Origin of the sequence: Leptospira noumeaensis, assembly GCF_004770765.1 — a bacterium.
GTDB lineage: Bacteria > Spirochaetota > Leptospiria > Leptospirales > Leptospiraceae > Leptospira_A > Leptospira_A noumeaensis.
Genome location: NZ_RQFK01000009.1, coordinates 227,080 through 249,493 on the forward strand (window position 1 = coordinate 227,080; position 22,414 = coordinate 249,493).

General features: G+C 39.8%; 19 protein-coding genes. 7 read left to right on the forward strand and 12 right to left on the reverse strand.

The genetic code is table 11. The features are described 5' to 3' along the window. Nucleotides 1–30: 30 nt before the first annotated feature. Genes EHQ24_RS02700 through EHQ24_RS02710 form a run of 3 tightly spaced genes read right to left on the reverse strand, consistent with a single transcriptional unit; the run spans nt 31 to nt 5,183 of the window. On the reverse strand, nt 31–1,887 hold the full coding sequence (locus tag EHQ24_RS02700; RefSeq protein ID WP_135600157.1) for an adenylate/guanylate cyclase domain-containing protein: 1,857 nt from the start codon (nt 1,885–1,887) through the stop codon (nt 31–33). Then, nucleotides 1,884–3,860: a glycoside hydrolase family 5 protein gene (locus EHQ24_RS02705; RefSeq protein ID WP_135600158.1), complete on the reverse strand. Its 1,977-nt coding sequence runs from the start codon at nt 3,858–3,860 to the stop codon at nt 1,884–1,886. Before EHQ24_RS02705 ends, EHQ24_RS02700 begins: the two co-directional genes overlap by 4 nt. 12 nt (nt 3,861–3,872) lie before the next feature. Continuing rightward, complete coding sequence (locus EHQ24_RS02710) at nt 3,873–5,183, reverse strand: O-antigen ligase family protein (RefSeq protein ID WP_135600159.1); 1,311 nt, start codon at nt 5,181–5,183, stop codon at nt 3,873–3,875. A 49-nt stretch (nt 5,184–5,232) separates the two neighbouring features. Between EHQ24_RS02710 and EHQ24_RS02715 the strand changes: the two genes are divergently transcribed. Both EHQ24_RS02715 and EHQ24_RS02720 read left to right on the forward strand, forming a co-directional pair. Beyond that, nucleotides 5,233–6,522, forward strand: coding sequence for a glycosyltransferase (locus tag EHQ24_RS02715; protein WP_135600160.1), 1,290 nt, complete (start codon nt 5,233–5,235; stop codon nt 6,520–6,522). Then, a complete protein-coding gene (locus tag EHQ24_RS02720) occupies nt 6,519–7,124 on the forward strand; it encodes a hypothetical protein (RefSeq protein ID WP_135600161.1) in 606 nt (201 codons plus the stop codon). Before EHQ24_RS02715 ends, EHQ24_RS02720 begins: the two co-directional genes overlap by 4 nt. A gap of 1 nt (nt 7,125) precedes the next feature. Here the strand turns inward: EHQ24_RS02720 and EHQ24_RS02725 are convergent, their stop codons facing one another. From EHQ24_RS02725 to EHQ24_RS02735, 3 genes are read right to left on the reverse strand one after another with little or no spacing between them, the layout of a single operon-like run. Next, on the reverse strand, nt 7,126–8,208 hold the full coding sequence (locus tag EHQ24_RS02725; RefSeq protein WP_135600162.1) for a hypothetical protein: 1,083 nt from the start codon (nt 8,206–8,208) through the stop codon (nt 7,126–7,128). A gap of 38 nt (nt 8,209–8,246) precedes the next feature. Beyond that, on the reverse strand, nt 8,247–9,305 hold the full coding sequence (locus EHQ24_RS02730; protein WP_135600163.1) for a glycosyltransferase family 9 protein: 1,059 nt from the start codon (nt 9,303–9,305) through the stop codon (nt 8,247–8,249). Continuing rightward, the gene (locus EHQ24_RS02735; RefSeq protein WP_135600164.1) at nt 9,302–9,913 is read right to left on the reverse strand and encodes a DUF4254 domain-containing protein; all 612 of its coding nucleotides are present in this window, start codon (nt 9,911–9,913) and stop codon (nt 9,302–9,304) included. Before EHQ24_RS02735 ends, EHQ24_RS02730 begins: the two co-directional genes overlap by 4 nt. Before the next feature lie 103 nt (nt 9,914–10,016). Here EHQ24_RS02735 and EHQ24_RS02740 point away from each other — a divergent pair, with 103 nt between their 5' ends. After that, complete coding sequence (locus EHQ24_RS02740; protein WP_208725694.1) at nt 10,017–10,820, forward strand: NRDE family protein; 804 nt, start codon at nt 10,017–10,019, stop codon at nt 10,818–10,820. On the opposite strand, the gene glyA is transcribed toward EHQ24_RS02740, so the two are convergent. Genes glyA through EHQ24_RS02755 form a run of 3 tightly spaced genes read right to left on the reverse strand, consistent with a single transcriptional unit; the run spans nt 10,817 to nt 13,763 of the window. Next, entirely contained in the window at nt 10,817–12,067 is a 1,251-nt protein-coding gene (gene glyA / locus EHQ24_RS02745; protein WP_135600165.1) for a serine hydroxymethyltransferase, read from the reverse strand. The genes EHQ24_RS02740 and glyA overlap by 4 nt on opposite strands. After that, on the reverse strand, nt 12,064–12,942 hold the full coding sequence (locus EHQ24_RS02750) for a lipoate--protein ligase family protein (RefSeq protein ID WP_135600166.1): 879 nt from the start codon (nt 12,940–12,942) through the stop codon (nt 12,064–12,066). Before EHQ24_RS02750 ends, glyA begins: the two co-directional genes overlap by 4 nt. Next, a complete protein-coding gene (locus EHQ24_RS02755) occupies nt 12,939–13,763 on the reverse strand; it encodes a rhomboid family intramembrane serine protease (RefSeq protein WP_135600243.1) in 825 nt (274 codons plus the stop codon). Before EHQ24_RS02755 ends, EHQ24_RS02750 begins: the two co-directional genes overlap by 4 nt. 58 nt (nt 13,764–13,821) lie before the next feature. On the opposite strand from EHQ24_RS02755, the gene EHQ24_RS02760 reads away from it, so the two are divergent. The 3 genes from EHQ24_RS02760 (at nt 13,822) to EHQ24_RS02770 (ending at nt 18,053) form a co-directional block, all read left to right on the forward strand. Further along, entirely contained in the window at nt 13,822–14,775 is a 954-nt protein-coding gene (locus tag EHQ24_RS02760) for an MBL fold metallo-hydrolase (RefSeq protein ID WP_208725698.1), read from the forward strand. 4 nt (nt 14,776–14,779) lie between these two features. Then, a complete protein-coding gene (locus EHQ24_RS02765) occupies nt 14,780–17,197 on the forward strand; it encodes a penicillin-binding protein 1A (RefSeq protein ID WP_135600168.1) in 2,418 nt (805 codons plus the stop codon). Nucleotides 17,198–17,612: 415 nt separating this feature from the next. Beyond that, nucleotides 17,613–18,053 (forward strand): tetratricopeptide repeat protein, encoded by a 441-nt coding sequence (locus tag EHQ24_RS02770; protein ID WP_135600169.1) that lies wholly within the window; start codon nt 17,613–17,615, stop codon nt 18,051–18,053. 55 nt (nt 18,054–18,108) lie between these two features. Here EHQ24_RS02770 and EHQ24_RS02775 read toward each other — a convergent pair whose 3' ends face one another. Genes EHQ24_RS02775 through sppA form a run of 3 tightly spaced genes read right to left on the reverse strand, consistent with a single transcriptional unit; the run spans nt 18,109 to nt 21,248 of the window. Next, on the reverse strand, nt 18,109–18,837 hold the full coding sequence (locus EHQ24_RS02775; protein WP_208725695.1) for a hypothetical protein: 729 nt from the start codon (nt 18,835–18,837) through the stop codon (nt 18,109–18,111). Next, on the reverse strand, nt 18,803–20,230 hold the full coding sequence (locus tag EHQ24_RS02780; protein ID WP_135600170.1) for an MBOAT family O-acyltransferase: 1,428 nt from the start codon (nt 20,228–20,230) through the stop codon (nt 18,803–18,805). Before EHQ24_RS02780 ends, EHQ24_RS02775 begins: the two co-directional genes overlap by 35 nt. A 19-nt stretch (nt 20,231–20,249) precedes the next feature. Next, complete coding sequence (gene sppA / locus EHQ24_RS02785; protein ID WP_135600171.1) at nt 20,250–21,248, reverse strand: signal peptide peptidase SppA; 999 nt, start codon at nt 21,246–21,248, stop codon at nt 20,250–20,252. A 55-nt stretch (nt 21,249–21,303) separates the two neighbouring features. Here sppA and EHQ24_RS02790 point away from each other — a divergent pair, with 55 nt between their 5' ends. Next, nucleotides 21,304–22,200 (forward strand): aldose 1-epimerase, encoded by an 897-nt coding sequence (locus EHQ24_RS02790; RefSeq protein ID WP_135600172.1) that lies wholly within the window; start codon nt 21,304–21,306, stop codon nt 22,198–22,200. Nucleotides 22,201–22,414 lie beyond the last annotated feature (214 nt).

Sequence of the window (22,414 nt, forward strand, 5' to 3'; positions counted from 1 at the left end):
TTCCGCCGGCAGGAGTGGGGAATGGGAAACTTATACCTTCCAAACATAAACAAAATCAGTGCGGTCAGCCCAGGGGAGAGGGAACGCAACTTTGTGGAGTTTGATGGATCCGGCTCGTAGGTATTCGCGGATGTCACGGTCGCGGAAGATGGTTTCGCTAAAGGAAATTTCGCCGGAATTGGTTACAGATTGGAGTTTGGCTGTGTAGTTGACTGTGTTTCCAAAATAATCAATATTGCTGTTTAGGTTTACTGCGAGGCAGTTTCCTGTATGGATTGAGATCCGTATCCTAACAGGCGTATGTTTGTTTTCGGGATGGAACCATTCTTGCATTTCCTTTGCAGCTTTTAATGCGTGTAAGGGGGTTGAAAAACTAGCCATCACAGCGTCGCCGATGGTTTTCACAACCACACCGCGAAAGTTTTGAATGATTTGGTTGGTTTTGATAAAGTGTTCGCGCACTTGCAAAAAAGCACCGTGGTCACCTTCGGATTCATAGAACTTGGTCGAGCCAACAATGTCAGTGAATAAAATGGTTTTGAGACCAATGTCTAACTGTAAATTCGTCGCAATGGCTTCTTCGGAAAATAAATCCCTAAATTCTTGGTAATCAAAAATTTCGGATGGTCTGAGGCTCGTTTGGTCTTCGTTTCGTTCTTCTAAAATGATGGTGACATCATCATCAGATTCGTTTTCGAAAACTAAGTTAGGTTTTGGAGAAACTTTGATTTCTTCTTCTCTGGTTTCGGGTAACCACAAAATATCTGTTTGGTTGTAGGATGGTTTGATATCTACAAGCCGATATTTTTTTTCACCTTTTTTACGCAGACGAAACACTCCTGATCCAACAAGCAAACTTGCCGAGTAGGATTTTTTAGCAGGGATCGTTTTTGTTAGGAGGATATGGTTTTTTGTGGCGGGTTCTGCTGCACAATAGAATTGTTTTTCAATGATACGAATGCTTTGGTGCAGGTGAAAGGTGACTTCGATGGAGTTAACACCTGTAGTATCAAAGTCAATTTCACATACTTCACATTCGTCTTTTTCGGGAATGTCGCTGAGTTTGGTGAGGCTTGTCCTCACCCCACGGCAATGGGGGCAGACAATATCCCAACTGAGTGTGAATATTCCTAACCGACAGCCATGTAGAAAAAGAAAAAGAGTTTCATCGGGATCTAGGTTTAACCTTCGACTCACCTCTTTGATTCGAATGCGATCGAGTTCGTTATCACTTGCGGTTTTGATCCATTGAAAAACGGCGGTAACGGCTTCCTTGGAAACACCTTTGTTAATGAGGTTTTGGGTTTCTTTGTCTAGTTTTTCTGGATGAATCCACTGGGCTTCGGGGACAAAGGAAAATTCTTTTCCTGCGATGGGAGTTGCTTTTGGTTTTTTATGTTTAATCTCTTCTGCAATATCATTCAAAGCTTTGCGAAAAGAAATTTCCAATTTTGGCATTGCATATTGCAAAAGTTTTCTCATAAAGAAATTTCGAGGAATCCAACCAAAGTACAAATAAACTTTACACCTGGATTCACCTAACGTTTCTAAAATGATTCGACTTCGGACATAATATCCAAATCCTTTACTGTAAATTCTTGCGTTACCTATTTCTTTGAGATACTCCCATTCCCAAGGGACTTCTTCCCATTCTAATCGGAAACCAACTTGTTTAGTTTTCCCCATTAGTTTCCCGTTTCGTTCCTGGTAATCATATCTGGGCATACCGACCCTTTTGTTGAGGGAAGAAGTATCGATTAAATGTGGCCACATTTCTTCCCGAGTCACAGGAAGGTCAAATTCCCAAAGAGAATCAAGTGGGGTTGCGAGATTTTTCCAACGATCTTCCCAAGGATATTTTTGAAGTAAGGAATTTAAATCAATCATAGTGGTTTTAGGATGAGGGTTGCCTTCCCCCCATTTCCTTTGACTGTCAATTCACCGTCTGTCTCTGAAATTTTTTCTGCATTGGAGAGTACAATTTGTACACCATTGGGGTAAACGAACCTTGGAACTTTGATGATACAAGGTTCCAAGATTTTGGAATCAGAATCCCATTCGAAATGAAATTCTCTGGTTTCTAAGTTGTATTGCATTTTGGTTGGAGTCCCTTGGGTAAAGGCAGCGTAAGGCCGACAAAAACCTTCAATGGCACGACCACCACCACCATAGACATCGGGATCAGAACCAGGAATGATTTGGTCTTTTGAAAAAATGCTAAGGTCTTCTTGGTTCCAACCATCTCCCACCATCAAATCGTTTTGATTTGAGGCAGTGTAGTTCCAGATTGTATTGGATAAAAGAAGATGATCCATCGCATTATACATGGCATCAAGAGCCATTACATGACGTTTCCAAATTTTTGGAGAATGATTTCCTTTTTTCCATTCTTTATATGCTTTCCCCCCTTGTAAGTCAAAAGGGATTCCAAATTCACCGATAAGACTTGGGATTTTTCCAGGAACTGAATCTGCTGTATTTTTGATTCGAGTGAGTTGGCGCACATACATAGCTTCGATACCTGATTTACCGAATACGGGTCGTTTGGTGAGAGTATCAATAGCAATTGGATAAAGGAATTTTTTGAATAGAAGTGTAAGTATATCGTACCAATGTGCCGCATTCACCGCAAGTTTTGGCGCTTCCCCATTGAGATGAGGATGGGTGAATGCATCCGATGCCTCTCTTTCAATAAAAACCATCCAATCCTTTCGGATTTCTTGAATCGTTTTACCAACAGTACGCATAAATGGAATTAGATAATCAGCGTCAAAATCGATGGTACGTCCATTTACCTTTTGGAAAAAATCGTTTTTTTCGATAAATGGCGTTCCGTCTTTTGTGATGGTGTATGCACCTTCTAATTGGAATGGATCTCCCGGAGATTCGGGTAACCAGATAGATACTTGGTTCTGATTGACAGTGACTGTTTTTGTGGGAACAAATCCTCCCTTCCAAACTTTAAGGGTGAGGTAAGGCAAATCAATCGAATGTCCATGAGAAGAGAATAGTGCGTCAATCGGTGACCAAGCAAGGCCAGGTTTGGCGGGGTCTGCATCGCCATTGTTTAAACAACGATCATTCATTGCCCTACCAATAAATCCCTTTCCTGGTTCATTCAACGAATCAAAACCCAAAACAAAGTCAAAGTCTTTGACTCGTTTTGCAATTTCCTTCATACAACCCAAGTAGTGATCTTGTAAATAGTCCTGAACATTTTTTCCGTCGATGAGGAAGTTTGGTGCAAAATCTTTTCCTCCAAAGAACAAAGTCCAAAGGATGCCATTCCCGGCATAACGATAGTTTTGTGACCAGCACATGGTCGGGTAATTATCTTCCTGACGGAGACCAGGTTTTGAATAGTCATAAGCTCTTTGCATGACAATTGCCGCATCTGCTTCGGAAAGTTTGCGATAATCAATTCCTAGTTTTTCAAAAATCCAACCTGGGGCACCATCTCCACCCGTCATCCTCGACCAAACGTCTTGGTGAAAATCAATAAATACATAAAAACCATATTCACCAGCCAGACGAACAATCTCTGTAAAATAATCCAAATAAGCCTCATCGTATTCATTTGGACCTTTGTGTTCGACAGCTTCCCAAGTGGTTAATAAACGAAGAACGTTAAAGCCCCATCGTTTGAGTCTTGTTAAATGGTCATCTGCTTCGGCAAGTGGGAAGGGTCTTCCGATAAAACTTACTTCTCTGTGGTCAGAAAAATCACTAGGAAACTGCGTTCCGCCATTGGGAAAAGGAACCTTGGTATCTCCACCTAAATTAATTCCACGTAAAATTACTTTTCTTCCGCTAACGTCTACAAACCATTCGCCTTGGGGTGTGAGTTTTTTTTGTGCCATTAACTAATCCTTTTAAACTAACTCATTTGTATTTTTTTCTAACTCAGCATAAAGATTGAGATACCCGAGTAAAAAGTAAAATACAATCAAAACTTCATCATCTTGAAAATAACATTGCAAAAGTCCAGAAAAGAAAAATCCAACGAGTCCATAAGTCATAAATCGGATATTTTTAGGTATCTTTCCATTCAGTAAAGTATACAGAATGATTCCAAATAACATAAGATAAAGGATCCCTTGAGGACCACCAAAGACCGCGGTTAAATGAAAATAATCGTTATGAGCATGTCCTCTTTGTGTGACTTCATAAAAGAAACTAAGTTCTTTGTTTTCCTGTTCTCTTTGTTTCCTTGAGATTTCGATTTCTTTTTGATAATTTCCAGAACCAATTCCAAAGATTGGATTTTTTTCAATCAAAGGAAAGGTCGAATCCCAGATAAAAGTTCTTCCCGAGTCCGTATGTTTTTCTCCACCGAAGAGTGGATCTACAACTCGTTTGACAGCACTCGTAGTTTTATATCCTACGAAAACTAAAACTAAAATCAGAAGGATAAATATCCCAATTCGTTTTAACATTTTTTTGGAAATATCCTTATCGATAAAAACAAGAATATAGATCCCAAACAGTGTGCTTACCAATGCTCCGAGAAGGGAGGATCTTGCATTGTTGAATAAAAAAACAATGGATACTAACAAAAGTAATATGGCATTGATCGAGATTTTAGACAATGATTCTTTTTTATACCAAGAATCATACAACCGAAATACAAATCCTGGGAAAATGAAAGCAAGTAGTCCACCAAAGGTAAGGTGGGTATTCATTAGGCCGATGGGGAGGTAGATATTGATATTGCTGATTTTGCCATAATGGTGTTGGTAGGGCCAAGATGCAGAAGTTTTGTACAGATCAGAAATTAATCGTGAGAGCCTTGTCATAGAAAATATAGAGATAAATCCCGTAATCACGATGACTAAAGCAAAAACGAAGAATGTTTTGTATAAATACTTTCTATCCTCTGGTTTAATCCCTTGCACAGAAACAAATGCAGTGACAAGAAAAATGTCTTTCATTTCATCATGAAACGCATGTTTGATGGATTCGAATTCAAAACCGGAAGCGGAGAAATGATACAAAACGGTTACAATTTGCCAAATGTAAAATAAAAATAGAATTTTGACCAGATTGCTGGAAAGTTTTGGTTTTTCGGGAAGGAAGAGGAAAAAAACAAAAGATAGCAGTAAGAAAAGTTGGCTAAGGGAAACAGAGAGCGCACAGGAAATGATGGACAAGGTTAGAAACGAACGATAGATTCGGTAATACATAACTTTGGATGAGACTAATGCTTTTCTCCAATTTGTAAAGAGGTAACAGTTGCGAGTCTTATATTTTTCCGATACTTTTTTGCCAAAAACCGACGGAGTTGCTGTTTCCATTAAGAATTTTTCTGAACTTTTGGCTCTACGTGGGCATGAGTTTTGTATCTGTGCTCCCAAATACGGAGATGGGGATTTTGACCGGATGACGGACAATATCCAGGTGGTTCGTTTTCGATCCGGGTATTTGCCGAGTTACCCTGATATCAAAGTGGTTTTGCCCTCTCCAGGAAAAATCAAACGTATCATCGAAGATTTCAAACCCGATCTCATCCACATTCACACACCTGGCCTTCTTGGGCTTTATGCTGTAAATGCTGCGGAAAGATTTGGAGTTCCAACGATTGGAACCTACCACACTCTTATGGCCGAACAAGAAATGTACGTTTCCTTCTATCGTTTGTTTAAACTTGATAAACTTTTTTTTAAGGCCAATAAGTTTAAGAAAAAATTAAATATCGATGAGTTAGATAAAATTGTAAAATTTGATAACTTTAATATTCGCAAAAAAATCATTCTAAAAATTTGTAACGATATATATAACAGATGTGATGTAGTTATTTCCCCGAGCCATCTCATCAAAGAACAACTCATCGAATATGGAATCACTCGTCCGATTACGGTTGTTTCCAATGGAATGGATTTAAAAAGATTTCAAGGAACACCAAAAACATATACTGGTGGAGATGCTCCTAAGTTTTTACATGTGGGTCGAATTTCTTATGAAAAAAATTGTGATGTGGTCATCAATGCTTTTAAACTCATACATGAACATTACCCTAATGCAACTCTCACAGTGATTGGTGAGGGGCCAGCCATTCCATCTTTAGAACGCCAAGCGGAACATTTAGGAATTGAGAAGTCGGTTAGTTTTAAAGGATTTATCCCCAATGCTGTGTTACACGAAGAATATCCAAAGTATGATGTATTTTTGACAGCATCAACCATGGAAACACAAGGTCTTGTAGTTTTAGAGGCCATTGCTTGTGGGTTGCCTGCTGTAGGTGTGGATGCTTTTGCTTTGCCAGAACTCATCCGTCATGGCGAAAATGGATACATCACAAAATCTTTTGATGCCAAAGGAATTGCAGAGGGTGCACTTTCTATCATTCGGAATCCAGAAGACTACCTTAAATTTTCCAAAAATTCCATTCAGATTGCCTCAGGCCATGAAATGGAAAAATGTGTCGATGCGATGGAAGAGGTGTATTCGAAAGTTGTGGAAGCAATGAAGGGCAAAGTTAAAAAATCAACTATCTTTGATTTGTTTTTTGATTTTATGCAATGACAAGTTTTATATCTATTGAGTTACGTTCCCTCATTACAGGGATTGCTATATTTTTAACTTTTTATGCATACATTCCTTATATCAAAGGGATTTGGACAGGTACTATCCGGCCCCATGTATTTTCGTGGATCATTTGGGGAGCCACCACCTTTATCGTGTTCTTCGCACAAATTGCTGGAAATGGTGGAGTGGGAAGTTTACCCATTGGTGTTTCAGGAATCATTACCATTTTAGTCGCCTATATCGCCTATAGAAAACGTGGAGATATCGAAATTACCAAATTCGATTGGTTTTTCTTTGGGTTGGCAGTTTCTAGTTTGCCGTTTTGGTTTTATTTTTCGGATCCTTTGGCGGCGGTGATTGTTTTGTCTATCGCTGACATTTTGGGTTTTATACCGACATTCCGTAAAGGATACTTCCTTCCCAACTCCGAACCAGTGGGATTTTATCTTATCTTTTTGTTTCGTAATTTTTTGGCTATGGCCGGACTTGCTGAGTGGAACACAACAACCTTATTGTTCCCTGGATCTGCCGGAATTGCTTGTGTTGTTTTTGTGGTGATGGTGAAGATCAGAAAAATAAGACTAGGTATTCTATCTTAGTTCATTCCTTGTCCACAACTGGATAAAAAATAACAGATCTTAGCATTCTTCCTTCTTCGGTATCTTCATAAACCACTTCGGCTTGTTTGGTGCGAGCCGGCATATAGAGTTGGATTGCTTCTACAATTTCGTAAGCACTGAGTGTGTAATCCAGAGCTTTGATGGCAAGTTCGGCACCCAGAAACCGTTCACGAGTCACAGTTTTAGTTTCGGTTTTTTTAGTGATGATTAACCATTTATATAGTCTTGCCGAACGATTAGTGTCCAAAAGATTCCCGATATCCAATTTCATTTGAGGCAGGATGGCTGGAGTTTGTTTGAAACTAACTTCGATTTTACGAGCATTGGGTTCTCCGAGTCTCAGCGATAATTGTTTGTCAAAGAGAACATCATCAATGTATTCAATTCGATCACAAGTGGAATAAACTGTATTACATAGATTCCCAAAATTTTTGTGAAAGAAGAATACCTGTAGCACTTTGCCTGTTGTGGGATGGTAAAGTACTTTTGCGTTATAGTGACCCATCCTTCCAAACTTTACCACCGAACGAATTCGTTTGTACAAATTGTAACTAAGGCCAAAAAGATCTTTTACAATGGGAACATCCATAACCCCCAAACCTCTAGTGGCTATATAAAAAGGTTCTAAACTCACATGGCCGTCACGTTTGGCAATTTCTCGTAAGTATTCAGTGATATCATCCATTTTCGATTCACTGAGAGAAAGTGGGTGGTCTAAATAATCAACCACCACCTTACCCCCGTTTTTACCTAGTTCTTTCCAAACTTCATCTAAATAGTTTCCGTCTTCTGTATAAGAAATCTTTTTACAATAGAATTCTTGGCACTTGATTTGTTCTTCGTAATCAGTGTGATTAGGGGAAGGGAGGATGACCGGTTGGAATTCAGAAGAAAATTCTTCTGCTTTAGTTTCTGGAGGGTAAATCAAAAGAGAAAAAATAAGAGATAAAAAAAAGAAGAGGAATCTTTTTTGCATCCAACCCTTAGGATTGGAATGAATAGAAATAGACCTTTTTGATCTAGAAATCTTAGGAGAATTCAAACTTTTGATTCGAAATAACATGGAATTCTCCTTATCTGTTTAGCGAAAGATACACTAAGTCACCAAAGTGTGTTTACATTTTGAATGAGTCTAATTCGTCTAACAACATCAAGTGGGTCAATGAGTTCCATACAAGCATGGTCACCGCGCCAACATTTGGTGTTCCCATAAATGGAACATGGGCGACAAGGTAAGTCTACCTGTAAAACACCTGAATCTTCTTGTGCAAATGGTCCAAATCCTGAAAGCGGGTGTGTGGTTCCATAAATTCCGATTACAGGTTTTTTGAGTAGGGCTGCAATGTGGACGTTGGAACTATCCATTCCAATCATCACATCCAAACGATCCATAATCCCGAGTTCTCCGCGGATTCCTAATTTTCCACCTTGGACAATATGTGCGCGTGTTTGGCCATTCCGAAGGATTTCTAATTCTTTTGCTTCGTCCTTTCCACCAAACAGAAACACATTGCAGTCTGGAAATTCATCGAGTAAAACTTCTACGAGTCGTTTGCATTTTTCAAAACTCCATTCTTTGAGTGCATGTCCTGCAAAAGGAGCAAATCCAAACCATTGGCCTTCTTTTTTATCAATTCCAATCGACTTAAAAAAATCTCTCGCATATATTTTTGATTCTCCATCCACGTTGAGCCAAGGGCCTTTGCGAATGGGAGCATCAAATCCGGCTTTACGAAATACGTTTAAATAACGTTCTACAGTGTGGGGGAGTTGGTTTAATTTTTTATTATAACGTCGTGTTTGTTTTAATTTTTCGCGGCGGCCTTTGATGATTTTTGAATATGGAATACCTTGGCTACGAAACAAAAAGGCAATGAACCTGGAACGAACAGAACCGTGAAGGTCAATCACATGACCGAATGGTCCTAGTTTGGCGATGTCACGATACATCCTAACAAGACCTAAAATGCCTTTGTATTTTTTTAGATTGATCCCTAAAACATTCAAATTGGGAATGTTGTAAAAAAAAGGTGCGAAGTTTCCTCTTGTAACAACTGTCAGCTGAATATTAGAGTATTTAGCTGCAATGGCAATGAGGGCAGGTGTCATTAAAGCCACATCCCCCATCGCTGAAAATCTAAGTACTAAGAGGTTTGTCATTTTTGATTCTTATACAATGACGGATTTAAATTTTGGTCATTGTACATCTTCATCTGACGATAAACTTTTACTCGTTTGGTTCCTTCTGCGTAGTCGGAGAATAGTTCATCCAAACATTTTTTGAGATCTTCTCTCTGGTCGAGGAGAATGTCTAGTTTGGTTTGGCATTTGGCAATATGTTCTTTTGAGGCAGAGGCATCCTTTCTAGAAACTTGTTCTTCCATATGGTAGATTTTGAGTTCTAAGATACTCATACGATCGAGTAACCAAGCGGGTGATTCGGAATTTAATCTTGCGTCTGGTTTGGGAGTGGCTGAACGAAACATATCAATCACAAAGTCGTCCAGTTTTTCTACCATATCGGTTCTGTCTTGGTTTAGTTTGTCGATCTTACGTTTGAGTGCCACGACATCTTCCAAAGCAATGTCCGGCCTTCGGATTTCATCTTCAATATGCCATTGGATGGTATCGATGTGGTTTTTTTGGTAGAGGGTGGACTCTAAACTTCCTTCTGGGTAAGGATTTGGATGAGGGGCTTCTTTTTTATGCCAATCCAGAACGGATTCTTGGAAAATAGAGACGGCTTTTTTGGCTTCCAATGCTTTCATATCGTAATGCAATTCACGTTTTCATATGGTTTTTGGCGTTCAATCGAAATATTTCCCAGGTTTTTCGCTTTCTTTTGCCACTTTTTCCAGGTATCTACTGGATATGTGCCTAGTTGTGATCGCCTATAAGGTTCATCCGGATTATCCACTTGTCATTGTTTCCAACAGAGATGAGTTTTTTGAAAGGCCGACAGAATCCCTTCATTTATGGGATACTAGTCCCGAAATCATTGGGGGAAAAGATTTAAAAGCCGGGGGAACTTGGCTTGGTGCCAGTTCTTTCGGTAAGGTGGCATTTCTCACCAATGTTAGGAATTTACGAAAACCTTCCCACCCCCATCCCATATCACGAGGAAGTTTGGTTTTAGATTTTTTAAAATCGGAAAAGGAAGTTTCTTCAAAGGATTATCTTGAGAAGGTGCAACGTGATGCGAACGAGTATGAAGGATTCAATTTATTTGTTTATGATGGAAAGGAAGCAAACTATGTAGGAGGGGATCCTATACAGGTTTTGACTATAGAGCCAGGATTTCATGCTGTAAGTAATGCCAGTTGGAATACTGTTTGGCCGAAAACTGCAAAACTCAAAGCAAACGTCGAACAGGTGTTTGATTCCATTCCTATGAACGAAAATTGGCGAACCCTTGTCACATCCGAATTCTTTCGGTTACTGGCGGATGCCGATTTAGTCAAAGAGGATTCACTCCTTCCTGACACCGGAATTGGGCTTGAACGCGAAAGGTATTTATCATCGATAAGAATTCGTGTTCCTGGTTATGGAACCCGCGCTTCTACAGTTTTATTTTGTGGTAAGGATGGGGTGGAAGTATTGGAACGCACCTTCTCCGATCCGCTTTCAAATGAATTCACGGAACGGAGGGATGTTTTAGCATTTAGCGAGAGTTAGTTTTCTAGGCGGAAATTTACCATAGGGAAAGCAGATGTGATTTCTTTCACCCCTGCTTTTACCTTAGTTTCCCAAGAAGAATCACCAAAATGATCTAGATAATCACAGATCAAATTTCCCACGGCTTCGATTTCTTTTTCTTTTAGACCACGAGTTGTGAGAGCCGGTGTTCCTAGTCGGATTCCAGAGGCAACCGCCGGTGGATTTTTATCAAATGGAATTGCATTTTTATTCACTGTCACTCCGATATGATCTAGTCCATTCGCCGCATCATTTCCAGTGAGTCCTTTTACGGAAACATCGAGAAGAACAATATGGTTGTCAGTCCCACCAGAAACCACACGAAAACCCCGTTTTTGGAAAACATCTGCGAGAACTTTTGCATTCTTAACAACTTGTTGGATATAGGTTTTGAAATCTGGCCTGAGAGCTTCGCCAAATGCAACAGCTTTTGCTGCGATTACGTGCATCAGTGGTCCGCCTTGGATTCCAGGGAACACTCGTGAGTTTAAAATCTTTTCATGTTCAGAAGAGGAAAGGATGAGTCCCCCTCTTGGTCCACGTAAAGTTTTGTGAGTTGTGGTTGTGACAAAATCACAAACTCCAATCGGACTTGGGTGTTCTCCGGCAACGACAAGACCGGAAATATGTGCAATGTCTGCCATGATTTTTGCACCAATTCCATCCGCAATTTCACGGAACTTATTAAAATCAATGGTTCTTGGGTAAGCGGATGCACCTACAACAATTAGTTTCGGTTTGTGTTCTTTGGCAAGTTTTGCCACTTCATCATAATTGATGGTTTCTGTTTTTTCATCCACACCATAAGGGATAGGTTTAAAATATTTTCCACTGATATTGACGGCACTACCGTGTGTTAGGTGACCACCATGAGCCAAATTCATTCCAAGAAAACTATCACCGGGTTCGAGGGTTGCAAGAAATACCGCCATATTCGCCTGTGCACCGCTATGTGGTTGAACGTTTGCATATTCAGCACCGAACATTTTTTTTGCTCTTTCGATTGCGAGTTGTTCTACCTGGTCTGCATTTTCACAGCCATTGTAGTAACGTTTTCCAGGATACCCTTCTGCATATTTATTTGTGAGAGTGGAATGGTAAGCTTCCAAAACTGGACGCGAAACAAAGTTCTCACTGGCAATCATCTCTAGGGAATGTTCTTGGCGTTCGTCTTCTTTTTTTAATGCGGCGTAAACTTCTGGATCTTGTTTTTCTAAATAACTCATGTGTGAATTTCTCTGTGAAGTGTGTATTCTGGATTTTGGTATTTCTTCTTGCGAATAGATTCAGATTCTTGGAGGACGTGTTTCCGAAAAGTAGAAAAGTCGGGGCCAAAGAAGGAAATTTTTGAAAAATCTTCCAGAGAATCCGGTTCTGGTTCTCCTAAATAAGAAAAAACTTCTCGCACAAGATCATTGGCCCAATTGGTTTCAGAAAAAAAATCAGGTAAAGATGTGAGAAAATCTTTATGGCTTCTTTCTTTACGATAATCTGGTTCTTCTGGTGGATGGTGGAGCACTTCTGCCACTCGTTCGATTAACTGATCTTCTAAGATGAGTGTCCCGTGTTGGACAATACAACCTCGTTTCCGAAACTGTGCATTGCCTGAAATCTTTTTGAAAATTCCATTTTTTTCTAAAACCAAATCGGACTTTCCCTTCGGAAAACATTGGATGTTTTGCCTTTTTAGGGACTTCGCAACAATTCCAAGAAGGATATCATAGGAATCTTTGACAGGAAAAAGTTCTTTCCTCTCATCCAAATTGACATATAGGGAATAATTAATATTCCCTGATAAGGAATGAAAAACGGTTCCGCCACCAGAGGCTCGTCTAGCAATATAACAAAAATTAGGTATCGGTTTTTTCTGAAAACCAATGGTTCTTGCAACCGTTTCGTATTTTGTCACCACTTCTTCTTTGATGTTACGAAAGGGATTTTCGGAAAGGCCGAGAATGATAGAATCAGGATTTTTCCAAAGCCTGACTCCCGCAGTAATTCCTTCTTTAACCAGTTGGACGGCTATTGCCTCTTCAATCGCCAAATTATAGTAAGGTGATCTTGGAGGAATTTGTGGAAAAAAGAAAACTTTAGAATTCACTCGTTAAAGTATTTCTGAGACGCTTCGTTTAAAAACTTTCTTTCGCTTCTTGAGAGGGAATCCATTCCATTTTTGGAAATTTTTTCAAGAAGTTCATCCACTTTCGTTTTTGCATTTTCTCTTTTTGCCATTTCTTCTTGGTAACGCATAAATCTGCGTTTCTGTAAATACCTAGAGAGAGACCAAGTGGGAAGGTTACCCACTTTCTTTTTCCAGCCAGTGTAAACTTTCATTAAAAGTAAACCTCCAATGGCTCCCCCTAAATGAGCAAAATGTGCTACATGTTCCCCTTGGGCGAAAAGAACCATTAACATGACGATCATCACAAAGTATTTGGCTCGCATCGGAAAAATCAAAAATACAAGAAGTTCTCGGTTGGGCCAAGTCATCGCATAGGCAACAAGTAACCCGTAGATACTGGCACTGGCTCCGACAACTAATCCTTGCGGAATGCCAAAAAAATGGGCAACCACGGTTCCTATCCCACCCAGAAAGGCAGTGAAAAGATAAAATTTTAAAAAGGCACGTTCTCCCCAAATTTCAGCGAGTTCGGAACCGAACATCCAAAGGCTCAGCATATTAAAAAGGATATGTAGGAAACTCCCGTGGAGGAAGGCATAACTGAGAAGTTGCCAGACCCAACCATTCAAAACCAGCTCAGGAGTGAGTCCAAAATAGAGTTCCACAATCGGAGAATGGAAGGCCAGTTTCGTTGCCATCTGCAGGAGGAATAAAACTGCATTGATGATCATAAGAGTGCGTACAACGGGAACCATCGGAGGTCCAAATCGGAGTTCATATCCTGGGTAACGAGAGGCCATAAATTCAAGGTCGCAAATCTTGAGTGACAAGGAAAGTCGATTTCCTAGCATCGAGGAAGTGATTGTGCAACTCTACGGAGTCCGCGGCTCCATAGCGAGCCCCCTCCGCAACCAAGATTACCGCAAAAAAATTATCGATATCCTAGACCTCTATCGGCAATCGGGGGCTGGTGTGTCGGCGGATGAATTTTGGCAAGACCTCCCTTACCACCTGAAATTTGTCACAGGATCTGACACAACCTGTGTGTCGGTCACTGATGATGAAGGGGAAGTTTATGTTTTGGATATGGGAACTGGCCTTCGGAACTTAGGGGACGAACTTGTTTCCGAATACCTTTCCAATAAGTTAAAACGGACTGTTTCCTTTTTTATCACACACACACATTGGGATCATATCCAAGGGCTTCCTTTTTTCAAACCCATCTATTTTCCTGACTTCCTACTTAATTTTTATTCTCCCTATTCCGATTTGGAATCTCGTTTGCAAAAACAACAAGAACCAGAATTTTTTCCTGTTCCTTTGGACGGAACGGGTTCTGCCAAAGACTTCAAACTTTTTTTTCCTGGTGATGTTTTGGAATTTGGTTCGGGGATGAAGGTAGAATGTTATCCTTTAAAACATCCTGGTGGATCCTTCGCGTATAAATTCACAAACCGTGCAGGCAAAATTTTTATTTTTGCAACGGATGCGGAATTTACAGGTGCTGATATGGATTTAATCCATGAATGTTATCCTTTTTTTGCAGAAGCAGATTTACTCATCCTCGACACCCAATACACGTTAGACGAATCTTTTTCCAAATTTGATTGGGGTCATACTGCTTATACCATGTCTGTGAATTGTGCTTCGTCATGGAAGGTCAAAAATTTAGTGTTAACTCACCATGAACCAAGTTATTCAGATGAAAAAATTTACGAAATTTATAATGATGCCAAACTTCACAAAGAACACTTAGGCGAAAAAAAATTAAAAATTCATTTAGCAAGGGAAGGATTACGCTTCCACCTATAATACCATGAACAAAGAAAAAACACTTCGGATCACTATTACTACTTTCTTTACGATTGCACTTCTCGGTGGATTCTTTTTTGGATACATCCTTTCTGAGGTTAATAAAGGAAAGGAGTTACAGAAGTTGGCATCTTACCAGCCAACCACTCCCACAAAATTATATGATTCGAATGGAGTTTTGTTTGCGGAACTCTATCGCCACAAACAAGAATTATTAAAATACAGTGACATTCCTCCTCATGTCATCCATGCCTTTCTTTCCGTGGAAGATGATAACTTCTTCAATCACTTTGGGATCGACTTTTTAGCCATCGTTCGTGCTGCCATCAAAAACGTTTTTGCCGGACGGATTGTCCAAGGTGGATCAACCTTAACTCAGCAGTTGGCAAAAACCATCTTACAACAAAGGAAAAAAACTTTTGGTCGTAAGTTTTTAGAAGCACTCCTCACTTTACAAATTGAACAAGAGTATACCAAAGAAGAAATTTTAGAAATTTATTTTAACTTAATCTATTTGGGACATGGAACCACTGGTCTTTCTTCTGCAGCCAATGTTTACTTTCAAAAAGATGTCAGGGACTTAAGTATCGCTGAGGCGGCCATGCTGGCACGACTTCCCAAAGCTCCAGTAACTTATTCACCATTCAAAAATCCAAAAGAAGCAAAACAAGCGCATATGGTGGTTCTTAGCCTTATGGCGAAGAACGGATTTATCCCCAAAGACCAAGTCCAAAAAATCCATGATGATTTTTGGGAAAGATACTGGCCAGTGGTCATCACACAATCTCCCTCTCGTTCCACTTGGGGTGCCAAACTCAATAGAGCCCCATATTTTACTGAGTGGGTGCGGCAAATCTTAGAGAAGGAACTAGGGGAAGAGGCATTGTACACTGGGGGACTCCGAGTATACACAACTCTTGATGTCAGAAAACAAGAGATTGCCGAAGAAGAACTTAGAAAAGGTCTTATCGAACAAGATAAATATGCATTTGGTGCAAACTTTCGTTATGTGGGAAGGGCGGATAAAGGCCTTGTTTCTTTATATAATTTACTTGGATCCATTTTTCCTGTCGGAGTTTCTTACGTTACGAGTTTGGATGATAGACAAGTTTTCCGACTCCATTTAGAAAAAGAAATGGCTCCAGCCTTAGAACTTCTAACTGATTTTACCCCATCAGAAAATGAAAGTTCGGCAGTCAAAGAATTCCAAAGATCTTCCCTTGTGTTTTCCTCCAACTTACACGTAGAAGGTGCCATTGTCACTATAGACCATCAAACTGGTTATATCCAAACGATGGTTGGGGGATCTAGGTTCTCCCCGAAAAATCAGTTCAATCGCGCCATGCAGGCTCGTCGCCAAACCGGATCGGCCTTCAAACCATTTGTTTATGCAGCAGCCATCCAAAATAGAGCCGTTGGTTCAGGAACTGGGATTATGGATGCTCCTCTAACAACGATTACAGAAGAAGGAGAAGGGTATTCTCCACAAGATATTTCTGGTGATTTTAGAGGTATGGTTCCACTTTCTCGAGCGTTATCTTTGTCTTTAAATATTGTTTCTGTTCAAGTTTTGATGCGAACAGGAACAGATGCCGTCATCGATTTTGCATCTAAAGTGACAAAAGCAAATAAATCTAGGTTTCCCACAGGCCCTGCTTTGGCTTTAGGTGTTGCTGAACTTACACCTTATGAAATGGCTCTTGGTTATTCCATTTTAGCAAATAAAGGAAAGGATGTGATTCCTTTTAGCGTGCGTTATGTGCTAAATCAAAGTGGTTCTGTTGTCTATAATAAAGAAAAAGAAGTACAAGAAACTCTTGCGGAAGAAGCAAAAAATGGTTCCATCCAAATCATTCCAGAAGCTACAGCTTACATTATCAAACAAATGTTAATTGGTGTGGCGATGGGGGGAACTCCTACCCAAGCCCTCCGAGCAGCCGATAAAGGAAATTATAAGGGAGAATCCGGCGGAAAAACAGGATCTACTTCTTCTTATACAAATGTTTGGTATGCTGGTTTCGATCCAAAATACACATCCGTTGTGTGGATGGGATTTGATAAATCTTCGCTTTCTCTTGGAAAGGGTGTCACTGCTGCGGGAGTGGCGGCACCAATTTGGGGAAAATTGTATTCTCGTTGGTACAACGAAGGCCCATATCCTGTATTTTATCCAAACGGAAAAGCAGAAGAAATTCCTGCTGATGTCGTTAAGGGAGCCACTTGTGCATTCAATGGACTTTCTCCCGGACCCAATTGTCCTTTGACAGGGAATTTATTTCTAAAACCAATTACCATTGCTGGCCGGACCTTGGCAGTCCCTGGCGGAAGGCAATGTGACGGTGACCGCGACCACTACCGCTCGATGGATCTCACCGACTTTCTCCAAAGAGAATTAGAAATTTCTGATGACGAATTGAAGTAAACCCCCTCTAACAAACCAAAGAAAGTCACACACGAAAGTAAGTGACTTTCTTCTTTCCCTCACTCGCCTTCGAAATCCACTTACCAAAGAAGGACACACACGAAAGTGAGTGACTTTCTTTTTTCCCCGCCCTCACTTTCGAAATCCACTTACCCAAGAAGGACACACACGAAAGTGAGTGACTTTCTTTTTCCCCGCCCTCACTTTCGAAACCCGCTTACCCGACCTCTGCCATCGCCCATCGCAATCTTAGGCAATTTATTTCCAAATCAACATTCTGCTTATTTTTTGAGCAAATTTAATAGATTCCGTCTCGAAAAAAAGCCTGGATCTGCCATTCCCTTGCGGTTTAGGCCAGTTTTCACCTGGTACGATAGTTGCAATAATGTAAGAGAACCATTGGTTCGGAGGGAATATGAAAAAGGCAGTTTTAACCATCCTAGTTTTGGCACTTACCGCTTCCATTTCTGCTGGAGAATCTTCTTTGATGAATGAAGATCTGGATTCCCTCATCAGTCAATATGACAAAGAAACCTTAACTGTGATTTCTAACGAACTTGTGAAACTTGCTAGCGAAGAAGAGGGTTTAGGTGAGTTTGATTTAGCTTCCGGACATTATACTCGTGCTATTAAAATTAGAGAAGCGATTGGAATGAGCGAACACAAAAGTTTTGCATCCATCCAATACTTAGCAAGCCTAGCTCATTCAAAGGCCGGAAATTTTTGTGAAGCATCCACACATGCAAAAAAAGCAAGTGATGCATTTCGTTTACACGGAATTTCTAAATTTGAACAAAAAGCAAATGATGATTACAGAGAATATGCACGAGCTTGTGCAGTAGTAGCTTTCAAATAACAATATGTAATGATTCTTTCTAGAGATGGTTACCCTTTTTTGATTCTTCTTCGAATCAATCCAACTTCACGTGGTTGTACACGTGGGGTTGGAATTCTTTTTTCCCATATTTCAACTTAGCTTTTTCAAACAGACTAGATTTGGTGTAGGGAAGGTCTGACTCCCAGGCGATTCCAAAATCGGCTTCTTTATACCCTGATTCGTATTGCAGAGGATATAAAGATTTACCATCATAAAAATATAACAAGTTATGATTTGTGGAATGGAGATTCGGTTTCTGTTTTTCCGAACAGGGAAATGTATGAACCCAATTTCTGTTTCGTGGGATCGCATTTACTTTTTCGTTCGATTTACATTCAAATTCAGAAATGAAGATTGTTTTGAGTAAAACCCAATCTCCTGACTTTTCAAAATCTCCCGTTCCTTCTTTGAATTGGAATTCAGAATGATCTTTATAAACCTTCCATTCGCTCCAAGTTTTTATGAATTTGGAATTGGGTTGTAAATGAATTTCTTCCTGCCAGTGCAGTTGGTATTCTTTGGATCCATAAGCAGATTTGTTTTCTGAAGGCCTTTGGTAAATTCCAAGTGTTATCTTTTGATCTCTTGGAAAATCAGAAGGAAGGGAACGAATCCATTCTAATTTAGGAGCACATTCTATTAAAGTGAGGAGTGCAAGAAAACCGGAAAGAATGAAACTAATTCTTCCCGGTTGTTCCGCGTAGATCCTACTTCTTTGAAGTAAGGATTTAGAATTGGAAGTAGATAAAATCTTGTCCGCCATCTCCAAAAATTCCGAGTAACAGCAAAATGACTACTGCAAGGAAAGGAAGGAGGATATTTTGATAAGGTTTTAGTTTTTCATACACATAGTTCGAATATTGGAACCAGTTAAACATCAAACCAAGGGCAATGAAAGTTGGCAGTTCATCCACACGACTGAGAGTTTCTCCAGTGTTACGAAACGTTAATACACCTTTAAAAATTTCGTAGGCTACATTCATCGATTCATCGCCACGTGCGGCGGCTCGGAAAAAAACACCAGAAAAAGTGAAGATGATAAACACAACGATGGTTCTAATGATTCCTACAAAGGGAAGGGTATCAGGAAGGAATTTCTTTTTACCTCGGTGTAAATACAAAGACCTTTCAATCCAAATGAGAGCACCTAAGTAAGCCCCCCAAAACACAAAGGCCCAGTTGGCTCCATGCCATAACCCACCAAGACACATGGTGATGAACGAGTTTACATTGGAACGAAAGATAGATCCTTTGCTTCCACCAAGTGGGATGTAAATATAATCCCGTAACCAAGAAGAAAGAGTGATATGCCATCTAGACCAAAGTTCCCGGAACGATTGGGAAAAAAATGGCCCTTGGAAGTTTTCCGGAATTTCATACCCCAGTAAATTGGCCGATCCACGAGCCATATCCGTATATCCTGAGAAGTCACAATACACTTGTACGGCAAATGCAAGAACACTGAAAAATATCGAAAAACTATCGAATTTTGCAGGATCCATAAAGATGGGGGAAATGATCGGAGAAATGTTTTCCGCAATGATTACTTTCTTAAAAAGACCACCAATGATGAGAAAAAGACCTTTTTTCATTCGGTCTGAATCGATGGTAGGGTTGTCTAGTTGTGGAAGAAAATCTTGGGACCGCATGATGGGACCCGCGATCAATTGGGGGAAGAAAAGGATGAATAGAAAATAGTCCACAGCGGACATTCTTTTTTCTATAATCCCTCTATGGATGTCCACCTGCACTGCAATGATTTGGAAGGTATAAAAACTAATTGCTAGTGGTAAAAAGATACTCCAAGAACCAGAGATTTCTTTGAACGCCGGATAACCGGTGAGAGAATATAAAGATCCCGTAAAGAAGTAGAAATACTTAAAAAAACCTAAATTGATTAAGTTTAAAGCAACAATTGAAAATAGTAATCGGTTGTATTTTTCACCTTTTTCTTTTCGATTAAAAATCCATTCACTAAATCCATAATTGATAAGAATCACAAGCAGGAAGTGAAACAAAAAAGGAAAACTGAAATATGCATAAAAAATTAAGGAAGAGATAACCAGTAATGGTTTTCTTCCTTTTTGTGGGATATTCCAGTAAATTAAATACGTAAACGCAAAAAGAAGTAAATAGGGAATAGAATTGAATAACATTGATTAGTCGGCCTTGAAATTATAGATCCCAAAGATAAAGAAATTTAGCGTTGGTACTGGTTCCGAGGATTTTATCAGCTATGCCCAAAGAAAAAGGGTTTTTGTTGGCATCAGTCGCTTGGTAGATATTATCTACACGACCTTTCCCTCTTTGGTAAGTGATGACACGTGGGTTCCCGCTACGGTTTCCTTGGAATTTTGGATGTTGCATGGTTTGGTAAACAAAGTCATCAAAGTATCCGATGAAATCAATCATCCCTTCTTTTTTCGCTTGTTCTGCAGTAAAAATCCTTCCGTCACAAATTTCTCTCAGGCGAGACTCTGCTACATTTGATCTTCCTTTTTTAACAACTTCGAAAAAACGACCATACAAACTATCAATGATGGATTGGAGGATTTTTCTTTGTTCTGCAGTCATCTCCGTAGTGGGAGATCCAAGTGCTTTGTTTGGGCCAGAAGTAAATGACTGATCTTTCACTCCAATTTTATCCAAACCTTCTTTTACATTGAATCCTGACATGATAACACCAACGGAACCTGTAACAGTTGTTGGGTGAGCACCAATAGCATCTGTCGCCATTGCAATGTAATAAGCACCACTAGCAGCTGTATCCATAAATCCGGCAAACACGGGAATGGATTTTCTGTTTTTGAATTTTAAAACTTCTTGGTAGATGATATCACTGGCGGTCACCGTTCCACCAGGTGAGTTGATTTTTAAAATCACAGCTTTTACATCTGGATCTCGTTCTGCATATTTGAGGGATTCTTTGACCCGAGCCACCATCGATTCCGTGGGTGGACCAAAAAAAGATTCTTTGGAATCATCAGAAATCATTCCTTCGATAGAGATGATGACGATTTTTTCTTGATCCCTTCCGGCAATGAGTTTCTCTTCGAAATCAGCCTTGCCACTTTGCGGTAACAAGTTCATACTGTTCCCAATGACACAAGATTCGGTAAAAAGAACCGAAAGCAGAACGACACAAATGAAAAGAAAGGGCTTTCTTAAAGGCATACAAACCTTTCTAAGATGGCAAACTATGACTTCAATCATTTTTGGGAGATAAATCTTGTACCAACTGAAAACAAAACAGTCCAGTTTTGAGACCCACCCAACAGGTGGCGGCCAATGGCTTGGTTTGCATCTTTTCTCACCTGTGGACGGAAAACCCGTTTCTGTCGTTTCTGGACATAGAGCACCAGATCCTTTTTTTGCTTCCGGGTCTTTTTTGATGTTTCCATGGGTGAATCGTCTAGAACCCAATCCATGGGCTAGAGAGCCGTTTTATCCGAGCACTCATTGGCTGACCGATGGAAATGGAATCCCATTACACGGCCTTTATCACAACTTACCCAGGCATTTGGTGGCAGAAGAAATAGGTGATACCGAGTCTTATGCCGAATTTGAAATGGAAATCCCCTCAAGTTGGAAGGGTAGTTTACTCTCCAAAATTCAAATCAGAGAATGTTATCTGCTTTATCCATCGGAGTTAAAAATCCTTTATAAACTAAAAAACGAGTCTGATACAGAATTCCCTTTTGCACTAGGTATACATCCTTACTTTCGTTGGAACGAAGATGAATCGATCGATGATTTATTTTTATTTGGATCAGGGTTTCATCAAGTTAAGTTAGGAGACTATTTACTTCCGGAAAAAATTCAGAATGATGTGATTGTATTAAATTCGGAAACGACACTTGTCGGGAAAAATTTAGATGATCTATATGCATCTATCGATGGAGAAAATTCTTATATAGGATTATTCTCTATGAATAAAAAAGAAAAATTAATCATCCAAGGTGGTGATTTTTATCAAGTGTATACACCACAAGATAGAAGGTCTATAGCGATAGAGCCTATGACAGGAACTGGGAATTTTTTACATTTCCCTGGTGGTAATCCTAAAACGATTGCAGCAAACTCAGAAAAACAGATAGAATTTTCGATTCGATTGGATCGTTTTTAAAAAAATAAAATCACTTCGGCGAACATTCTGTCTAACGTGAGAGAGGTTAGTCCAACAATGTCAGATGCACTAGTGAATACATGCAAACAAATCAGTAAAAATTTATTGGAGATCAAGTATTTCGCTGAAAAGAAAAACACTAGCAGAACCTCTGTTTATCGCGCTTTACAAGATAAAAAAATCAATGAGGTTGTTATTGGTAAAAACTCTCGTT

Excerpts from the sequence above, each read along its gene's own strand:
- EHQ24_RS02700 (WP_135600157.1), bottom strand. The coding sequence starts at position 1,887 with ATGATTGATTTAAATTCCTTACTTCAAAAATATCCTTGGGAAGATCGT.
- EHQ24_RS02705 (WP_135600158.1), bottom strand. The coding sequence starts at position 3,860 with ATGGCACAAAAAAAACTCACACCCCAAGGCGAATGGTTTGTAGACGTT.
- EHQ24_RS02710 (WP_135600159.1), bottom strand. The coding sequence starts at position 5,183 with ATGTATTACCGAATCTATCGTTCGTTTCTAACCTTGTCCATCATTTCC.
- EHQ24_RS02720 (WP_135600161.1), top strand. The coding sequence starts at position 6,519 with ATGACAAGTTTTATATCTATTGAGTTACGTTCCCTCATTACAGGGATT.
- EHQ24_RS02725 (WP_135600162.1), bottom strand. The coding sequence starts at position 8,208 with ATGTTATTTCGAATCAAAAGTTTGAATTCTCCTAAGATTTCTAGATCA.
- EHQ24_RS02730 (WP_135600163.1), bottom strand. The coding sequence starts at position 9,305 with ATGACAAACCTCTTAGTACTTAGATTTTCAGCGATGGGGGATGTGGCT.
- EHQ24_RS02735 (WP_135600164.1), bottom strand. The coding sequence starts at position 9,913 with ATGAAAGCATTGGAAGCCAAAAAAGCCGTCTCTATTTTCCAAGAATCC.
- EHQ24_RS02740 (WP_208725694.1), top strand. The coding sequence starts at position 10,017 with ATGTGCCTAGTTGTGATCGCCTATAAGGTTCATCCGGATTATCCACTT.
- glyA (WP_135600165.1), bottom strand. The coding sequence starts at position 12,067 with ATGAGTTATTTAGAAAAACAAGATCCAGAAGTTTACGCCGCATTAAAA.
- EHQ24_RS02755 (WP_135600243.1), bottom strand. The coding sequence starts at position 13,763 with ATGGCCTCTCGTTACCCAGGATATGAACTCCGATTTGGACCTCCGATG.
- EHQ24_RS02765 (WP_135600168.1), top strand. The coding sequence starts at position 14,780 with ATGAACAAAGAAAAAACACTTCGGATCACTATTACTACTTTCTTTACG.
- EHQ24_RS02770 (WP_135600169.1), top strand. The coding sequence starts at position 17,613 with ATGAAAAAGGCAGTTTTAACCATCCTAGTTTTGGCACTTACCGCTTCC.
- EHQ24_RS02775 (WP_208725695.1), bottom strand. The coding sequence starts at position 18,837 with ATGGCGGACAAGATTTTATCTACTTCCAATTCTAAATCCTTACTTCAA.
- EHQ24_RS02780 (WP_135600170.1), bottom strand. The coding sequence starts at position 20,230 with ATGTTATTCAATTCTATTCCCTATTTACTTCTTTTTGCGTTTACGTAT.
- sppA (WP_135600171.1), bottom strand. The coding sequence starts at position 21,248 with ATGCCTTTAAGAAAGCCCTTTCTTTTCATTTGTGTCGTTCTGCTTTCG.